Source organism: Pseudomonas sp. AP19, assembly GCF_001728855.1.
GTDB lineage: Bacteria > Pseudomonadota > Gammaproteobacteria > Pseudomonadales > Pseudomonadaceae > Aquipseudomonas > Aquipseudomonas fluorescens.
This window is the reverse complement of sequence record NZ_LXJP01000014.1, coordinates 1-16644: the sequence shown is the minus strand read 5'-3', so window position 1 is coordinate 16644 and position 16644 is coordinate 1. Positions and strand designations below refer to the sequence as shown.

General features: G+C 61.4%; 13 protein-coding genes. 11 read left to right on the top strand and 2 right to left on the bottom strand.

Annotated features, from left to right (window positions below):
* Window positions 1–387: 387 nt before the first annotated feature.
* The 4 genes from A7D21_RS12445 to A7D21_RS12430 all read left to right on the top strand — a co-directional run bounded on the left by A7D21_RS12445 (window position 388) and on the right by A7D21_RS12430 (window position 3818).
* The gene (locus A7D21_RS12445; protein WP_053254488.1) at window positions 388–1362 is read left to right on the top strand and encodes a D-glycerate dehydrogenase; all 975 of its coding nucleotides are present in this window, start codon (window positions 388–390) and stop codon (window positions 1360–1362) included.
* Between the two features lie 215 nt (window positions 1363–1577).
* Complete coding sequence (locus tag A7D21_RS12440) at window positions 1578–2480, top strand: chemotaxis protein CheV (RefSeq protein WP_053254487.1); 903 nt, start codon at window positions 1578–1580, stop codon at window positions 2478–2480.
* Between the two features lie 3 nt (window positions 2481–2483).
* Complete coding sequence (locus A7D21_RS12435) at window positions 2484–2966, top strand: N-acetyltransferase (RefSeq protein WP_053254486.1); 483 nt, start codon at window positions 2484–2486, stop codon at window positions 2964–2966.
* A 108-nt stretch (window positions 2967–3074) separates the two neighbouring features.
* Window positions 3075–3818 (top strand): YkgJ family cysteine cluster protein, encoded by a 744-nt coding sequence (locus tag A7D21_RS12430; RefSeq protein ID WP_069551825.1) that lies wholly within the window; start codon window positions 3075–3077, stop codon window positions 3816–3818.
* Window positions 3819–3911: 93 nt separating this feature from the next.
* Here A7D21_RS12430 and A7D21_RS12425 read toward each other — a convergent pair whose 3' ends face one another.
* Both A7D21_RS12425 and A7D21_RS12420 read right to left on the bottom strand, forming a co-directional pair.
* The gene (locus A7D21_RS12425; RefSeq protein WP_371850825.1) at window positions 3912–4676 is read right to left on the bottom strand and encodes a transporter substrate-binding domain-containing protein; all 765 of its coding nucleotides are present in this window, start codon (window positions 4674–4676) and stop codon (window positions 3912–3914) included.
* Window positions 4677–4851: 175 nt separating this feature from the next.
* Complete coding sequence (locus tag A7D21_RS12420; protein WP_053254483.1) at window positions 4852–5085, bottom strand: hypothetical protein; 234 nt, start codon at window positions 5083–5085, stop codon at window positions 4852–4854.
* Between the two features lie 214 nt (window positions 5086–5299).
* Here A7D21_RS12420 and A7D21_RS12415 point away from each other — a divergent pair, with 214 nt between their 5' ends.
* From A7D21_RS12415 to A7D21_RS12385, 7 genes are all read left to right on the top strand, one after another.
* Window positions 5300–6466, top strand: coding sequence for an efflux RND transporter periplasmic adaptor subunit (locus tag A7D21_RS12415; RefSeq protein ID WP_069551824.1), 1167 nt, complete (start codon window positions 5300–5302; stop codon window positions 6464–6466).
* A complete protein-coding gene (locus tag A7D21_RS12410) occupies window positions 6463–9558 on the top strand; it encodes a multidrug efflux RND transporter permease subunit (protein WP_069551823.1) in 3096 nt (1031 codons plus the stop codon). The genes A7D21_RS12415 and A7D21_RS12410 overlap by 4 nt, the downstream gene beginning before the upstream one ends.
* Before the next feature lie 31 nt (window positions 9559–9589).
* Window positions 9590–10267, top strand: coding sequence for a heavy metal response regulator transcription factor (locus tag A7D21_RS12405; RefSeq protein WP_053254480.1), 678 nt, complete (start codon window positions 9590–9592; stop codon window positions 10265–10267).
* The gene (locus tag A7D21_RS12400) at window positions 10257–11621 is read left to right on the top strand and encodes a heavy metal sensor histidine kinase (RefSeq protein WP_069551822.1); all 1365 of its coding nucleotides are present in this window, start codon (window positions 10257–10259) and stop codon (window positions 11619–11621) included. The genes A7D21_RS12405 and A7D21_RS12400 overlap by 11 nt, the downstream gene beginning before the upstream one ends.
* Before the next feature lie 401 nt (window positions 11622–12022).
* Window positions 12023–13345: an OprD family porin gene (locus A7D21_RS12395; RefSeq protein ID WP_069551821.1), complete on the top strand. Its 1323-nt coding sequence runs from the start codon at window positions 12023–12025 to the stop codon at window positions 13343–13345.
* A gap of 86 nt (window positions 13346–13431) precedes the next feature.
* A complete protein-coding gene (locus tag A7D21_RS12390) occupies window positions 13432–14931 on the top strand; it encodes a sensor domain-containing diguanylate cyclase (RefSeq protein ID WP_069551820.1) in 1500 nt (499 codons plus the stop codon).
* A 63-nt stretch (window positions 14932–14994) separates the two neighbouring features.
* A complete protein-coding gene (locus tag A7D21_RS12385) occupies window positions 14995–16494 on the top strand; it encodes a sensor domain-containing diguanylate cyclase (protein WP_069551819.1) in 1500 nt (499 codons plus the stop codon).
* Window positions 16495–16644: the final 150 nt, after the last annotated feature.

The window sequence follows — 16644 nt, the reverse complement described above, 5'->3', positions numbered from 1 at the left end:
ATATCCCGAGGTGTCTCCAGCGCCCACAGAAAGCAGAGCACAGCGGTGCTGGCAGTTGAACTCGGTAAAAGGGTGGGCGCGGGCTTGCTCGCGAAGGCGGCGTATCAGTTACAGATAAGCGGGCTGACCCATCGCATTCGCGAGCAAGCCCGCTCCCACATTTGGATCTAGGTACATCAGACAGAGCGTGTGCCGCCGTGCGCTTGCGTTTGATCTGACCGGCCCGTTAACCACGGATTCAAGCCGCACAGAGGGCATGCCGAGCCTAAGCGAGGCAACGAGTGGTGGGGTAAAGCCAGCGCCCACTGTTAAACGGTCGTCCTGACAATCGTCGACAGGAATGTTAGCGTGCTTGGTATTCTTCCGTAGTCGATGAGCCCGCCTGCAATGAAAAAGACTGTCCTCGCCTTCAGCCGTGTCACCCCGGAAATGATCGAACGCCTGCAACAGGACTTCGAGGTCATCGCGCCAAACCCCAAGCTGGGTGACATCAATGCTCAATTCAACGAAGCCCTGCCCCACGCCCATGGCCTGATCGGCGTGGGCCGCAAGCTGGGCCGTGCACAGCTGGAAGGCGCGAGCAAACTCGAAGTGGTCTCCAGCGTCTCGGTGGGCTACGACAACTACGACGTGGCGTACTTCAACGAGCGCGGGATCATGCTCACCAACACCCCCGACGTACTCACCGAAAGCACCGCCGACCTGGCCTTCGCTTTGCTGATGAGCAGCGCACGCCGTGTGGCCGAACTGGACGCCTGGACCAAGGCCGGCCAGTGGAAAGCCAGCGTCGGCGCGCCGTTGTTCGGCTGCGACGTGCATGGCAAGACCCTCGGCATCGTCGGCATGGGCAATATCGGCGCGGCTGTCGCCCGGCGTGGTCGCCTGGGTTTCAATATGCCGATTCTGTACAGCGGTAACAGCCGCAAGACCGAGCTGGAACAGGAACTGGGCGCGCAATTTCGCAGCCTGGACCAACTGCTGGCCGAGTCGGACTTCGTCTGCCTGGTGGTGCCATTGAGCGAAAAGACCCGCCACCTGATCAGCACCCGCGAGTTGGGGCTGATGAAGCGCAGCGCGATCCTGATCAATATCTCCCGTGGGCCGGTGGTGGATGAGCCGGCGCTGATTGAAGCCCTGCAAACCCAGCAAATCCGTGGCGCCGGGCTGGATGTGTATGAACAGGAGCCGCTGGCTGAATCGCCGCTGTTCCAGCTGAGCAATGCCGTGACCCTGCCGCACATCGGCTCGGCCACCCATGAAACCCGTGAGGCGATGGCCAACCGCGCTCTGGATAACCTGCGCAGCGCCCTGCTGGGGCAGCGTCCGCAGGATCTGGTGAACCCGCAGGTGTGGAAGGGCTGACACCTGAGCCGCGTGGCAGCGGCCCCCTGTGGGAGCCGGGCTTGCCGGCGATGCAGGCGCCTCGGTGTCTCAGTCACACCGAGGTTGATGCTATCGCAGGCCAGCCCGCGCCCACACACGCCAACACGCTTCACCTGACAAATACGGTTAAAGCCTGGCGCGCCCAAGTCGATAACCCTCTATAGATCGTCATCCCTGATCCACAGAAGGTTTTTATGTCCACCACCAAAGCCCGCGCAGATTCACTTTCGCTTCTGCTCTTTACCTTGCGCAGCGGCAAGTTGATGGCGATTAACCTGCTTAAAGTCAGTGAAATCATCCCGTGCCCGCCGCTGACCAAGCTGCCGGAGTCCCACCCCCACGTCAAAGGCATCGCCACACTGCGCGGCGCCTCACTCTCAGTGATCGACCTGAGCCGCGCCCTCGGCGAAATGCCCCTGCAAGACCCGAACGGCGGCTGCCTGATTGTGACCGACGTGAGCCGCTCCAAGCAGGGCCTGCACGTGCAGGCGGTGAGCAAGATCGTGCACTGCCTGACCACCGACATCCGGCCGCCGCCCTATGGTTCCGGCGGGAATCGCTCGTTTATCACTGGGGTAACCCAGGTTGAAGGCGGGCTGGTGCAGGTGTTGGATATCGAAAAGGTCATCCACGGCATCGCCCCGGCGCCGATTGAAGTGGCACCGACCGACTTGACCATGGAAGAGGCCGAAGTGCTCGGCAACGCGCGGATTCTGGTGGTGGACGACAGCCAGGTCGCCCTGCAGCAATCGGTGCACACCCTGCGCAACCTCGGCCTGACGTGCCATACCGCACGCAGCGCCAAGGAAGCCATCGATGTACTGCTGGAGCTGCAAGGCACGGTCGAGCAGATCAACGTGGTGGTGTCGGACATCGAAATGTCCGAAATGGATGGCTACGCCCTCACCCGCACCCTGCGCGAAACCCCGGATTTCCAAGAGTTGTACGTGTTGCTGCACACCTCACTGGACAGCGCGATGAACAGCGAAAAAGCCCGCCTGGCCGGCGCCGATGCGGTGCTGACCAAGTTTTCGTCGCCCGAACTGACCAAGTGCCTGGTGGTCGCTGCCAAGGCTGTGGCGCAAAAGGGCCTGTAACCGGTGGCGGAATACTTCCAACTGCTGCGCCGCGACCTCACCGCCAGCCTGCCGGCGCCGCAGTGGCCAGCAGATACCCGGCTGGATCATTACCGCGACGAGCTGGCCCCGGCGATTCATGCGGTGTTGCGCATGACTCAGGATCAAGGCGGTGGCCGTGTCGCGAGCCTGGCGCAATGGCAGCAGCGGTTCGTCACCGATGCCGAATTCGACCCGACGCTGTGCCTGGTGGCCAGTAACCGCGACGGTATTCTCGGCGTGGCTCAATGCTGGACCAGCGCGTTTATCAAGAACCTCTCGATACACCCCTGCGCCCAAGGCCAGGGGCTGGGTCGCGCGTTGTTGCTGCACACCTTTCATGTGTTCAAGCAGCGCGGCGAGCCTTACGTAGACCTCAAAGTACGCGAGAGCAACCTGCGCGCCCGGCAACTGTATGAAAGTGCAGGCATGGTCTTTGTGCTGCGCGACCTGGTCCCCGAAGACTGACAGGCACTGGCGCATAACTTGCTTCCAGAGAGCCAGAACCGTGAATAGAGGCAAAATCCCGTCACTGTTCAAGAGTGCCCTCTGACCTTGCCTGGTGACAGATCCTCCATGAACACTCATTTTTCCTGTGTAGGTTGCGGCAAATGCTGCACCGACCATCATGTGCCCCTGACCCTTGAAGAGGCCCGCAGTTGGGCGGCTGACGGCGGTAACGTGATTGTTCTGGTGGAGGGTTTTCTCGGCAATGGCCTGGGCTTGCCCGTGCAACAACGCGAACACGCCGAGCGCCGTTCGGTGGTGGTGCCCAGCGGCAATACCGAGGCGTTTGTGGCCATCACGTTTGCCGCCTACAACGCCGGGCGCTGCCGGAATCTTGACGAAGACAACCGTTGCGGCATTTATGCGCGCCGCCCGTTGGTGTGCCGTATCTACCCGATGGAAATCAACCCGCACATCCCGCTGAACCCCGCCGCCAAGGACTGCCCGCCGGAATCCTGGGAACAGGGCCCGGCGCTGATCGTGGGCGGTGAGTTGGTGGACCAGGAACTGGCGGAACTGATCCGCCGCTCCCGCCAGGCCGACCGTGACGATGTACACACCAAGGAGACGGTGTGTGCGCTGCTGGGTATTCGCACCACCGCGCTAAAAGGCGACGGGTTTACCGCGTACCTGCCGGATATGCACGCCTTTGCCCAGGCCATCGAGCTGGCGCTTGAGCAGCCCTCGGTGGCCAGTGAGTGGGTGTTTCATGCGTCCGGCCTGGACATCGCCGAGCAGTTGCTGGATGCCGGCGCACAGATTGCTACCGAGGTGCCGGCCAACTACGCGTTTATTTCCTTGCGCGCGGCTTGAGCCCCGGGTGGCAAGGCCTCAGAGGCTGGCCATGAACCTGCCCGGCGCCCATGGCGCGTAGCGTTTGCGCCAGCACGCGCAGTGAATGAACCGTCACGGTGTTTCCAAGTGGTAGGGCGCGAGGATCCGTTGGTATTCGCCATTTTGCATCAGCTCTTCAAGGGCACGGTTGAGTTGACTGCGTAACGCCGTATCAGGCTTGCGCACCGCGATTGCCACGCCATTGCCCAACAGTTCGGCCGAAATCTCAGGGCCCATGAAGTTGAAATCCTGGCCGGCGTCGGTGTCGAGCAGCGCGCCCCGAATTTCCACGGTGCCCTGCAAGGTTGCATCGATATCACCGGCCACCAGGCTGCGGACCAACTCGTCATTGAGCCAGAAACTCTCGATGATCACGCCCTCGGGCGCCCACTGCGACAGGGTAAAGGCTTCGCGGTTGCTGCCCAGCAATACCCCCACTCGCTTGCCCTTGAGCGAACTGATGGTCGGCATCAGGCCCGAGGATCGGCGGGCGACCAGACGTGTAGTGAAAGGATAAAGATTGTCGGTGAAGCCCACCCAACGCCGCCGTTCAGACGTGGGGGCCATCCCCATGATCGCATCGAATTGCCGGGCATCAAGCGCCGGGACGTTTTCGACAATCACCTGGTCGACCCAGGTGCAGCGCACATTCAACTGCTGGCACAGGGCGTTACCCAGGTCGATATTCAGGCCGACCAACTGGCCTTGCGGGTTGCGGCTTTGGAAGGGCGGGAATTGCGCGGCGACAGCGAAGCGGATTTCGCGCCGAGGCGGTTCAACCACCGCAACCGCATCAATCGAGAACAACAGGGCAAGCAGTGCAAAGCGCTGTATCAGTGCCACGAGAAACGTCCTTTTCCTGAAAGACCAGCCTCTCTGCACCCCGCCCCGTTCAACTAAGGGGGGCGGTGCGGAGGCTGTGCAAACTTTCAAGAAACGGTCGCGGACCTACAATCAGAAATATAAGCAGAACCTGTAGGCAAACACCGCTACAGCGTTCGCTGACTTAGTCTCAGCGTTTACCCATCGAGCGACGAGTACCCGGCGGGGCCATGCCTGGCGATTTGGTGTGGCCGTTTTTAGCACCATTTTTATACCAAGGCTGGGCGGCATTCTTGGCCCCGGCCAGTTCACCCGGCTTGAACGGAAACTTGAACGCCGGGATCTCGGCTTTTTCAACGCTTTCAGCGCTGGCCGGATCGACGAGGTCGGCCGCTTCAACAGGGGGTTGTGTCGGGGAAGTCATGAAAGCTCCGGGGCGTGCAAAAAATGAGGCAGGGCCAACTTGCGGGCCACGCTGGCGCGCAGTATACCTGCGCGCCTGGCATCTTTAACCACCGCTGGTACGAATGGTCAGAGTTTACTGACAGCCCTGTCAGTTAGCAGTCACCGTGCTGACCGGGTCGGCAGGCTATAAATCACCTTCATTCTCCCAACCCTTTGCCTCGGCGCCCCACCCCATGCACATTCAACGAAAAACCGCCCTGATCGTGGGTGCCCTCGTAGTCGTGGCAATTACCGCCTGGGTAGTCAACCGACCGGCCAAGACCAAACTGGCGGCGGCGACCGCCATTCCGGTGCGGGTGGTGAGTGTCACGCAACAGGACATCCCTCGGTTCGTCAGCGGTATCGGCTCGGTGCTGTCGTTGCACAGCGTGGTGATTCGCCCGCAAATCGACGGCATCCTCACCAAGCTGCTGGTTAAAGAGGGCCAGTTAGTCAAGGCCGGTGACTTGCTGGCGACCATCGATGACCGCTCGATCCGCGCCAGCCTCGACCAGGCCAAGGCGCAATTGGGGGAAAGCCAGGCGCAGCTGCAAGTGGCGCTGGTCAACCTCAAACGCTACAAAGAACTGAGCATCGACGACGGCGTCTCGAAGCAGACTTATGACCAGCAACAGGCCCTGGTCAACCAGCTCAAGGCCACGGCGCAAGGCAATCAGGCGGCGATTGATTCAGCCCAAGTACAACTTTCCTACACCCAAATTCGCTCGCCGGTGACTGGTCGCGTCGGTATCCGCACGGTGGACGAAGGCAATTTCCTGCGCATGAGTGACGCCCAGGGCCTGTTCTCCGTGACGCAAATCGACCCGATTGCCGTCGAGTTTTCCTTGCCGCAACAAATGCTGCCGACCCTGCAAGGCTTGATCGCAGCGCCGACCCAAGCCAGCGTCGACGCCTACCTGGGGGCCGACACTGACGGCCAGACCGGCGACCTGCTCGGCGAAGGCCACTTGAGCCTGATCGACAACCAGATCAGCTCCACCACCGGCACCTTGCGCGCCAAGGCTGAATTCCAGAACGCCTCGCAGCGCCTGTGGCCTGGGCAACTGGTGACCATCAAGATCCAGACCGCCCTCGACAAAAACGCCCTGGTGGTGCCACCGACCGTGGTGCAACGCGGCCTGGACTCGCACTTTGTGTACCGCGTCAACGGTGACAGGGTGGAGATTGTGCCGGTGCAGATCACCTATCAGGACAGCGATGTGAACATCATCAAGGGCGTGCAGGCCGGCGATGTGCTAGTCAGCGACGGCCAGTCGCGGCTCAAGGCCGGCGCCCAGGTGGAGGTGCTCAAAGAGCCGCCTCAAGTCATCCATACCGTCGACGCCAAGGTGCAGCCATGAGTGGCAGCCGTTCGCCGTCCGCCTGGTGCGTTGACCACCCGGTTGCCACCCTGCTGTTGACCTTTGCTTTGGTGCTGTTGGGGTTGATTGCCTTCCCCCGGCTGGCCGTCGCCCCACTGCCGGAAGCGGAATTTCCGACCATCCAGGTCACCGCGACCCTGCCCGGCGCCAGCCCCGACACCATGGCGTCGTCGGTTGCAACGCCGCTGGAGGTGCAATTCAGCGCCATCCCCGGCATGACCCAAATGACCTCCAGCAGCGCCTTGGGCTCAAGCCTCTTGACCCTGCAATTCACCCTGAACAAGAGCATCGACACTGCCGCCCAGGAAGTGCAGGCGGCGATCAACACCGCGTCCGGCAAACTGCCCAGCGATATGCCGAGCCTGCCGACCTGGAAGAAGGTCAACCCGGCGGACAGCCCGGTGCTGATCCTCAGCGTCAGCTCCGCCAACATGCCCAGCACCGAGCTGAGCGACTATGTCGAAACCCTGTTGGCCCGTCAGATCAGCCAGATCGACGGCGTCGGCCAGATCAACATCACCGGCCAACAGCGCCCGGCGATTCGCGTACAAGCCTCGCCGGACAAACTTGCGGCGATCGGCCTGACCCTCGCCGACGTGCGCCTGGCCATTCAACAATCCAGTTTGAACCTGGCCAAAGGTGCGATTTACGGCGAGAACAGTGTGTCGACCCTGTCGACCAACGACCAATTGTTTCACCCGGAGGAATACGGCCAGTTAATCGTTTCCTACAAAAATGGCGCGCCGGTTCAACTGCGTGATGTCGCCAAAGTCATCAACGGTTCGGAAAACGCCTACGTGCAGGCCTGGTCCGGCGATACACCAGGGGTCAACCTGGTCATATCGCGCCAGCCCGGCGCCAACATTGTCGAGACCGTCGACCGCATTCAAGCCGAGCTGCCGCGCCTGGAAGGCATGTTGCCGGCGTCGGTGCAGGTCAGCGTGCTGACCGACCGCACCAAGACCATCCGCGCCTCCCTGCATGAAGTGGAAGTCACCTTGCTGATCGCCATCTTGCTGGTGGTGGCGGTGATGGCGCTGTTCCTGCGCCAGCTATCCGCGACGATGATTGTGTCCAGCGTGTTGGGTGTGTCGCTGATCGCCAGTTTCGCCTTGATGTACCTGATGGGCTTCAGCCTGAACAACCTGACCCTGGTGGCGATCGTAATCGCCGTGGGCTTTGTGGTGGACGATGCCATCGTGGTGGTGGAGAACATTCACCGCCACCTGGAAGCTGGACTCGACAAGCGCGAAGCCGCGATCAAGGGGGCTGGCGAGATTGGCTTTACCGTGGTGTCCATCAGCTTCTCGCTGGTGGCGGCCTTTATTCCGCTGCTGTTCATGGGCGGCGTGGTCGGGCGGCTGTTCAAGGAGTTTGCGCTGACAGCCACCTCGACCATTCTGATTTCGGTGGTGGTCTCGCTGACACTGGCGCCTACCCTGGCCGCGTTGTTCATGCGCGCGCCGACGCATCACGCCCACGACAAACCCGGTTTCAGTGAACGCCTGCTCGCCGGCTACGCACGTAACCTGCGCCGTGCATTGGCCCATCAACGCACGATGGCGGCCATTTTCATTGTGACCCTGGCCTTGGCCGTGGTCGGCTACGTGTTTATCCCCAAGGGGTTCTTCCCGGTGCAGGACACCGGTTTTGTACTAGGCACCAGCGAGGCGGCGGCCGACGTGTCGTACCCGGACATGGTCGCCAAGCACAAAGCCCTGGCCGAAATCATCAAGGCTGACCCGGCGGTGGAAGCCTTTTCCCACTCGGTGGGCGTCACCGGCAGCAACCAGACCATCGCCAACGGCCGCTTCTGGATCGCCTTGAAAGACCGTGGTGATCGCGACGTGTCCGCCAGCCAGTTCATCGATCGCATCCGCCCGAAACTGGCGAAGGTGCCGGGTATCGTGCTGTACCTGCGCGCCGGCCAGGACATCAACCTCAGCTCCGGCCCCAGCCGCGCCCAGTACCAGTATGTGCTCAAGAGCAACGACGGCCCGACGCTGAACACCTGGACCCAACGCCTGACCGAAAAACTGCGCGCCAACCCGGCCTTCCGCGACCTGTCCAACGACCTGCAACTGGGCGGCAGCATCACCCACATCAGCATCGACCGCCAGGCCGCTGCGCGCTTTGGCCTGACCGCTACCGATGTCGACCAGGCGTTGTATGACGCATTCGGCCAGCGGCAGATCAACGAGTTCCAGACCGAGATCAACCAGTATCAGGTGGTGTTGGAACTGGACAGCCAGCAACGCGGCAAGGCCGAAAGCCTGAACTACTTCTACCTGCGCTCGCCGCTGACCAACGAGATGGTGCCGCTGTCGGCGCTGGCCAAGGTCGACCCACCGACCGTGGGGCCGTTGTCCATCAGCCATGACGGCATGTTCCCCGCCGCCAACCTGTCCTTCAACCTCGCGCCTGGCGTGGCGTTGGGCGATGCTGTGATCATGCTCAACCAGGCCAAGAATGAAATCGGCATGCCGGCCACCCTGATCGGCACGTTCCAGGGCGCCGCCCAGGCGTTCCAGAGTTCGTTGGCCAGCCAGCCGTGGCTGATCCTCGCCGCGCTGGTGGCGGTCTACATTATCCTCGGCGTGCTGTATGAGAGCTTTGTGCACCCGTTGACGATCATCTCCACCTTGCCCTCGGCGGGCCTGGGGGCGCTGATCATGCTGTGGCTGCTGGGCCAGGACTTTTCGATCATGGCCTTGATCGGCCTGGTGTTGCTGATCGGCATTGTGAAGAAAAACGGCATCCTGATGATCGACTTTGCCCTGGAGGCCCAGCGCGTACGCGGGCTGGCGCCTGAGGAGGCGATTTACGAAGCGTGCGTCACTCGGTTCCGACCGATCATCATGACCACCCTCGCCGCCTTGCTCGGCGCAGTGCCGTTGATGCTGGCTTCCGGACCCGGTGCGGAACTGCGTCAACCGCTGGGTATCGCAGTGGTCGGCGGCTTGCTGGTGAGCCAGGCACTGACTCTGTTCACCACACCGGTCATATACTTGTACCTTGAACGGTTTTTCCACCGGCCCAAACCAGCCCCTGCGCTGGCGACCACACACTGAGGCTGAGGCCCCGTCCTGGAGCAAAAGGCTCATGCGCGTCCTGATTATTGAAGATGAAGAAAAAACCGCGGACTACCTGCACCGCGGCCTGACAGAACAAGGCTACACCGTCGACGTGGCGCGCGAAGGCGTCGAGGGTTTGCACCTGGCGCTGGAGAACGATTACGCGGTGATCGTGCTCGACGTGATGCTGCCCGGCCTCGACGGCTTTGGCGTATTGCGTGCACTGCGGGCGCGCAAGCAAACGCCGGTGATCATGCTCACCGCCCGCGAGCGCGTCGAAGACCGCATTCGTGGCCTGCGCGAAGGTGCCGATGACTACCTGGGCAAACCGTTTTCGTTTCTCGAACTGGTGGCGCGTCTACAAGCCCTGACCCGTCGCAGCGGCGGCCATGAGCCGGTGCAGGTCACCGTCGCCGACCTGTGGATCGATTTGATCAGCCGCAAGGCCAGTCGCAACGGCTTGCGCCTGGACCTGACCGCCAAGGAGTTCTCGCTGCTCAGCGTATTGGCGCGACGCCAGGGTGAGATCCTGTCCAAGACCGCCATTGCGGAGATGGTCTGGGACATCAATTTCGACAGCGACGCCAACGTCGTCGAAGTGGCAATCAAGCGCCTGCGTGCCAAGCTCGACGGGCCGTTCGAACACAAGCTGCTGCACACCATTCGCGGCATGGGCTACGTGCTGGAGAACCGCAGTGTCGGCTAACTCCATTGCCCTGCGCCTGAGCGGCATGTTCACGCTGGTGGCGCTGCTGATCTTCGTGTTGATCGGCGGTGCGCTGTACCAGCAAGTGGACCGCGGCCTGGGGTTGTTGCCAGAGGCCGAACTGGAGGCGCGCTATAGCGTGCTGGAATCGTCGGTGAACCGCTTCGGCACGCCGGACCACTGGGCAAAAATCACCGCCAAACTGAAATTGCTCGGCGAGGAAGACAAGCGCATCCGCTTCTGGGTAGTGAGCAGCGACCCGAACTACGAGTACGGCCACCCCGACGCACAGATCCGCGCGTTCGCCCAAGGGCCGACCGGCAAGCGCGACCTGCGCCTGCCTGGGCATGAATACCCGTTCAAAGTATTGCTGACCCAGTTCTCGGCCAAAGAACAACGCCCGCCGCTGCGCTTTATGATCGCCATCGACACCGAGAACTTTCGCATCACCCAGCACCATCTATTGATGGCCTTGATCGGCCTGTCGTTTGTCGGCGTGGCGCTGGCCGCGCTGCTGGGGTTCTGGGTCTCGCGTATCGGCCTCAAGCCGCTGGGCAAACTCTCGGATGAAGCGCAAAAACTCGCACCGCCCAAACTCTCCGGGCGCCTGCACCTGTCGCCGTTGCCGCCGGAGCTGAGCCAGTTCGTCAACTCGTTCAACTCAACGCTGGATCGGGTTGAACAGGCCTACTCGCGCCTGGAGTCATTCAATGCCGACGTGGCCCACGAACTGCGCTCGCCGCTGACCAACCTGATCGGCCAGACCCAGGTGGCGCTGACGCGCGGCCGTTCTGCCGAGCATTACTTCGAGGTGTTGCAATCGAACCTCGAAGAGCTGGAGCGCCTGCGCTCGATCATCAATGACATGCTGTTTCTCGCCAGCGCCGACCAGGGCAGCAAGGCCACCAAGCTGATTGAAAGCTCACTGGCCGATGAAGTCGCCACCACCCTCGATTATCTGGACTTCATCCTCGAAGACGCCCAAGTCAAGGTTCAGGTGCGCGGCGATGCCGTGGTGCAGATCGAAAAAGCCCACCTGCGCCGCGCGCTGATCAACCTGCTGAGTAATGCGGTACAGCACACCGCGCCAGGGCAGATCATCGAGGTGAACATCGACGTGCAGGCGCATCAGGTGGCCATCGGGGTGACCAACCCTGGCGATGAAATTGCCAGCGAGCATTTGCCACGGCTGTTCGAACGCTTCTATCGGGTGGACGCGTCGCGCAGCAACAGCGGGGCAAATCACGGCTTGGGGCTGGCCATCGTCAAGGCAATTGCGTTGATGCATGGCGGTGATGTGTTTGTGCGCAGTGACGGTGGCGGCAATACGTTTGGCATTACGTTGCCGGTTTAGATCTTTAGAACACCTCAGTCAGTGTGGGAGCGGGCTTGCTCGCGAATGCGCAGTGTCAGTCGCCACATGTGCTGGCTGACCCACTGCTTTCGCGAGCAAGCCCGCTCCCACATTTAGATCTCGGCGCATCGACCCAGACATTGACTGTTGCGGTTTGGGCAACAGTCATTATCTTGTTACACTCTGTATCGCACCGCTCGCCTGCGTTACTTTGACGCACCGATGAGCGCGACGGCAAACACAGCTTCCCGCTCACCCGAATTTCCCTCGACTTATTTCCAGGGCTCTACACTGGGAATCTGTTTAAAGCCGCTGACTTCAGCGGCTTTTTTTTGCCGTAAAAAAGGCCAGGCATACCCCACGACATTGGCCGTTTTCGATTGACCAAAGGAGCTTTACCGGTGAAGAACTCGCTGACGTTCACCCCGTTATTCCTCGCGATTGCAGCAACGATCATCCCCCTTGCCCACGCGGCAGACACGCCTCAAGCTGACGGCTTCGTTGAAGGCTCAAGCCTCAACATCAATACCCGCAACTACTACATGAACCGCGACCGTCGCGACATTCACACCGATGACAGCAAGGAATGGGGCCAGGGTTTTATCGGCACCTTCGAGTCCGGCTTCACCCAGGGCACCGTCGGCTTTGGCCTAGACCTCAACGCCATGCTGGGGCTCAAGCTTGACGGCGGTGGCGGCACGGATGGCTCCAGCATCCTGCCCGTAGGCTCCGGCAACGGCAAAGCCCCAGGTTCGTTCTCCACCGCAGGCGCCACCTTGAAAATGCGCGCGTTCGACACCGAACTGAAGGCCGGTGACCTGTTCCTCAACAACCCGGTCATCGCCGGCGGCATGACCCGCATGTTGCCGCAGGACTTCCGTGGCGTCAGCTTGACCAATCACAGCTTCGACGGCTGGATGATCGAAGGCGGCCAGGCCAGTTTCACCAAGCTCTACAACCAGAGCGGCCACCGTCGCATCGGCACCAGCTACGGCACGCTGCCGGACCACGCCGACAGTCAGCACCTGAACTGGGCCGGCGTGTCGTTCAGCGGTGTTGCGGGCCTGACCAGCAACCTGTATGCCTCTGAACTCAAGGATGTATGGCATCAGTATTACTACGACCTGGACTACACCTACGCGCTGAATGATCTGGTCAGCCTCAACCCCGGCCTGCACTACTACCACACACAGGACACCGGCCAGTCGCTGCTGGGCACTCTCGACAACAACACCTACAGTCTGCATTTCACCGTCGGCGTGGGCAACCACAGCGTCACCGCTGCCTACCAGCGGGTCAACGGCAACACGCCGTTCGATTACATCGGCCAGGGCGACAGCATTTATCTGGACAACTCCCAGCAATACTCGGACTTCAACGGCCCCAACGAGCGCTCGTGGAAACTCAAGTATGCCTACGACTTCGCCGGCCTCGGCATGCCCGGGCTGACGTCCGCCGTGTCCTATATCAGCGGTAAGACCGATCTCACCAAAGTCGACCCGAACAGCCGTGGCTACAGCACCTGGTACAGCGCCGACGGCAAGGACGCAAAACACTGGGAGCGGGATATCGACCTGAAGTACGTGGTGCAAGGCGGCAAAGCCAAGGATTTGTCCGTGCGCCTGCAGTGGGCGACCAATCGCGGCGGCAACGGCTACTCGGCAGTGGACCGGGATGTGGATGAATACCGGGTGATCGTGGACTACCCGATCAACGTGTTCTAAGGCACTGATCTTTCTTTTTAACCCATGATTTAATTTTCATCGCGTAGAACTAAACTGCCAGTATCTTCCCTGCTGAAGCCTGCGCGATGAGTCAACCCCGCACTCCTGCCCTGCCTGCACGCCCAGAGCTTTTGCTGATTCTGGGCAGTAGCCTCACCGTCACCCTGATCGTGGTTATCGTCGCCGCGTTGCTGACCCGCGAACACGCCAGCACCGTACTGGCGGCCCAGCGCGCCACCACCAACATTACGCAACTGATCAACGCCGATGTGCTGCGTAACGTCGAACTCTATGATCTGGCGCTACAGGGCCTGATCACGGCTACCGAGCGCAAGGATCTGTCGCAGACGTCCCCGGACATCCGCCACACCGTGCAGTTTGATCAATCCACTGCGGCGCCCTTCAAAGGTGAAGTGCTGTTGCTGGATGCCAATGGCAAGGTGATCGCCGACTCCTCGACCCTCCGGCCGACGCCGCGCAATTTCGCCAACCGTGACTATTTCCAGATCCATAAACAAAACGCGCAGGCGGGGCTGTTTATCAGCCGCCCGTTCAAGATCCGCTGCGCCTGTGATCAGGTGTGGCGCATCGCGTTCAGTCGCAGGGTGACCGGCCCGGACGGCGAATTCATTGGCGTGGCCGTGGCGACGATGCGCCTGGCGTATTTCGATCAGTTGTTCAACCGCCTGACCATCGGCAACGGCAACGGCAGCTCGGTCAACTTGCTGAACAATCAGGGCATTCTCCTCGCCCAGCAGCCGTTGCTGGAGCGCGACATGATTGATAAGGACCTGAGCGATCGGCCCAATTTCAAACGCATATTGCGCGAAGGCGAAGGCAGCTTCCGGGCGATCTCGACCCTCAGCGGTACTGAGCGGTTGTACACCTTTACCAATGTCGGCGACTTGCCGCTGATTGTGGTGGTGGCGCTGTCCAGCGAGGACGTGTTCGCACCCTGGAAGCGCGCCGCACTGCTGACCGGTGGCGCCACCGGCGTACTGTGTATTGGCCTGCTATGGCTGACCTGGATGCTGCGCCACGAACTGCGCCGCCGCTATCGGGCCGAACAGGAACTGTCTGAACTGGCCGCCACCGATGCCCTGACCGGGCTGGCCAACCGACGCATCCTGGACCAGCGCCTGCGGCAGGAATGGGACCGTGCGCAGCGCTCGACCGAGCCGCTGACCCTGCTGATGATCGACGTTGACCACTTCAAAGCCTTCAACGATCGCCATGGCCACCGCGGTGGCGACGAGGCATTGCGCACGGTCGCCCAAGTCATCGGCAGTAACATCCGGCGCCCCGCCGACTTGGCCGCACGGTATGGCGGGGAAGAATTTGCAGTGGTGCTGCCCAACACAGATGCCAAGGGCGCCTGGGTGATCGCCGAACATATCCGCAGCAGTGTCGAACACTTGCCACGGGTGGCCGGCGCCGAGCAGCCGATTACCGTGAGTATCGGCATGAGCACCTGGGACAAGCACACCCGCTTGCCTTTGGAAGCGTTGCTGCTGCGGGCGGATCAGGCGCTGTATGAGGCCAAGCACAGTGGCCGAAACCGGATTGTGGAGGCTGCTGCGCGCTGAACCGGCCCTGCAAGGTCATACAAGGACTACGCTATTGGCATCCTCGAAGCAGAAGTAAGCCCGATGAGCCCACGCCCGTCCCGCCCCATACGTCGCCCGGAACGCTTGTTGATCCTGGGCAGCGCGCTCACGGCCCTGCTGATCGTCGGGATGGTTGCAGCGCTGTTGATTCACGAACACGCCACGGCCCTGCAGACCGCCAAACGCACCGCGAACAACATCACCCAACTGATCGACGCCGATGTGCAGCGCAACATCGAGCTCTACGACATGGCCCTCAAGGGGCTGATCGCCGCGACCGAACGCAGTGACCTGCAAGACGTTTCCGCCAGTATTCGCCACCTCATATTGTTCGACCGCGCCACTGCCGCGCCCTACAAGGGCGATATTCTGCTGCTGGACGCCAATGGCGAGGTCATTGCCGACGCTTCGTTACTCGCGCCAAAGAAGGAAAACTTTGCTGATCGTGACTACTTCAAGGCTCAACGGAAAAATCCGGACCTCGGGCTGTATATCAGCCGCCCGTTCATGGCGCGCTGCGTGTGTGACGATAAGTGGCGTATTGCATTCAGCCGCCGCCTATCCGGGCCGGACGGGCGCTTCCAGGGCGTCGCGGTGGCCTCCATGCGCCTGTCGTACTTCAATCAGTTGTTCAGCAGCCTGAATATCGGCAGTAACAGCACCATCAACCTGATCAACCACGAAGGCATTGTGCTGGCACAGCACCCGCTGCTGGTTCAGGACCTGATCAATCAGGACTTCAGCCGGCGTCCCAACGTGGCGCGGATGCTCAAGGAGCGTGAGGGCAACTTTCGCGGCATTTCCAGCGTTGACCAGCAGGAGCGGCTTTACACTTTCTCCAGCGTCGGCAACTTGCCGCTGATCGTGGCGGTGGCCCTGTCCAGCGACGAAGTTTTCGCCCAATGGCGGCGAGCAGCCCTGCTGGTCGCCGTCGCCACCGGTGTGCTGTGCATGGGTCTACTGTGGTTGACCTGGATGCTCGGCAAAGAACTGCGCCGTCGCCATAGCGCCGAACAGGTGCTGTCAGAACTGGCAGCCACTGACGCGCTGACCGGCCTGGCCAATCGCCGCACCCTGGACGAGCGCCTGCGCCTGGAATGGGACCGTGCGCAACGCTCGGCCGAGCCGCTGACGCTGTTGATGATCGACGTTGATCACTTCAAGGCCTTCAACGACCGCCATGGACACCACGGTGGCGACGAGGCATTGCGTACGGTGGCTCACGTCATCGACAACAACATCCGCCGTCCGGCTGATCTGGCGGCACGATTTGGCGGGGAGGAGTTTGCGGTGGTGCTGCCGCACACCGACGCCAAGGGCGCAGGGGTGATTGCCGAGCATATCCGCAGCAGTGTCGAGCACTTGCCACGGGTGGCCGGCGCCGAGCGGCCGGTTACCGTGAGTATCGGCATGAGTACCTGGGATAAACGCAGCCGCACTTCATTGGAAGCATTGTTACTGAGTGCGGATCAGGCGCTGTATGAAGCCAAGCACAGGGGGCGCAATCGCATTGTGGATGCTGCAACGCTTCGAGATTCGTGAGTCGCAGCCAATCGATATGGGAGCTGTCGAGCTTCAGCGCGGCTGTCAGGCAGGCGCCTCGGTATGACGTAGACACCGCGGTGATGCTATCGCAGGCAAGCCAGCGCCTGCATTGGAACGGCGGCCTCAAAAAAGACCGGCATAAAAAAA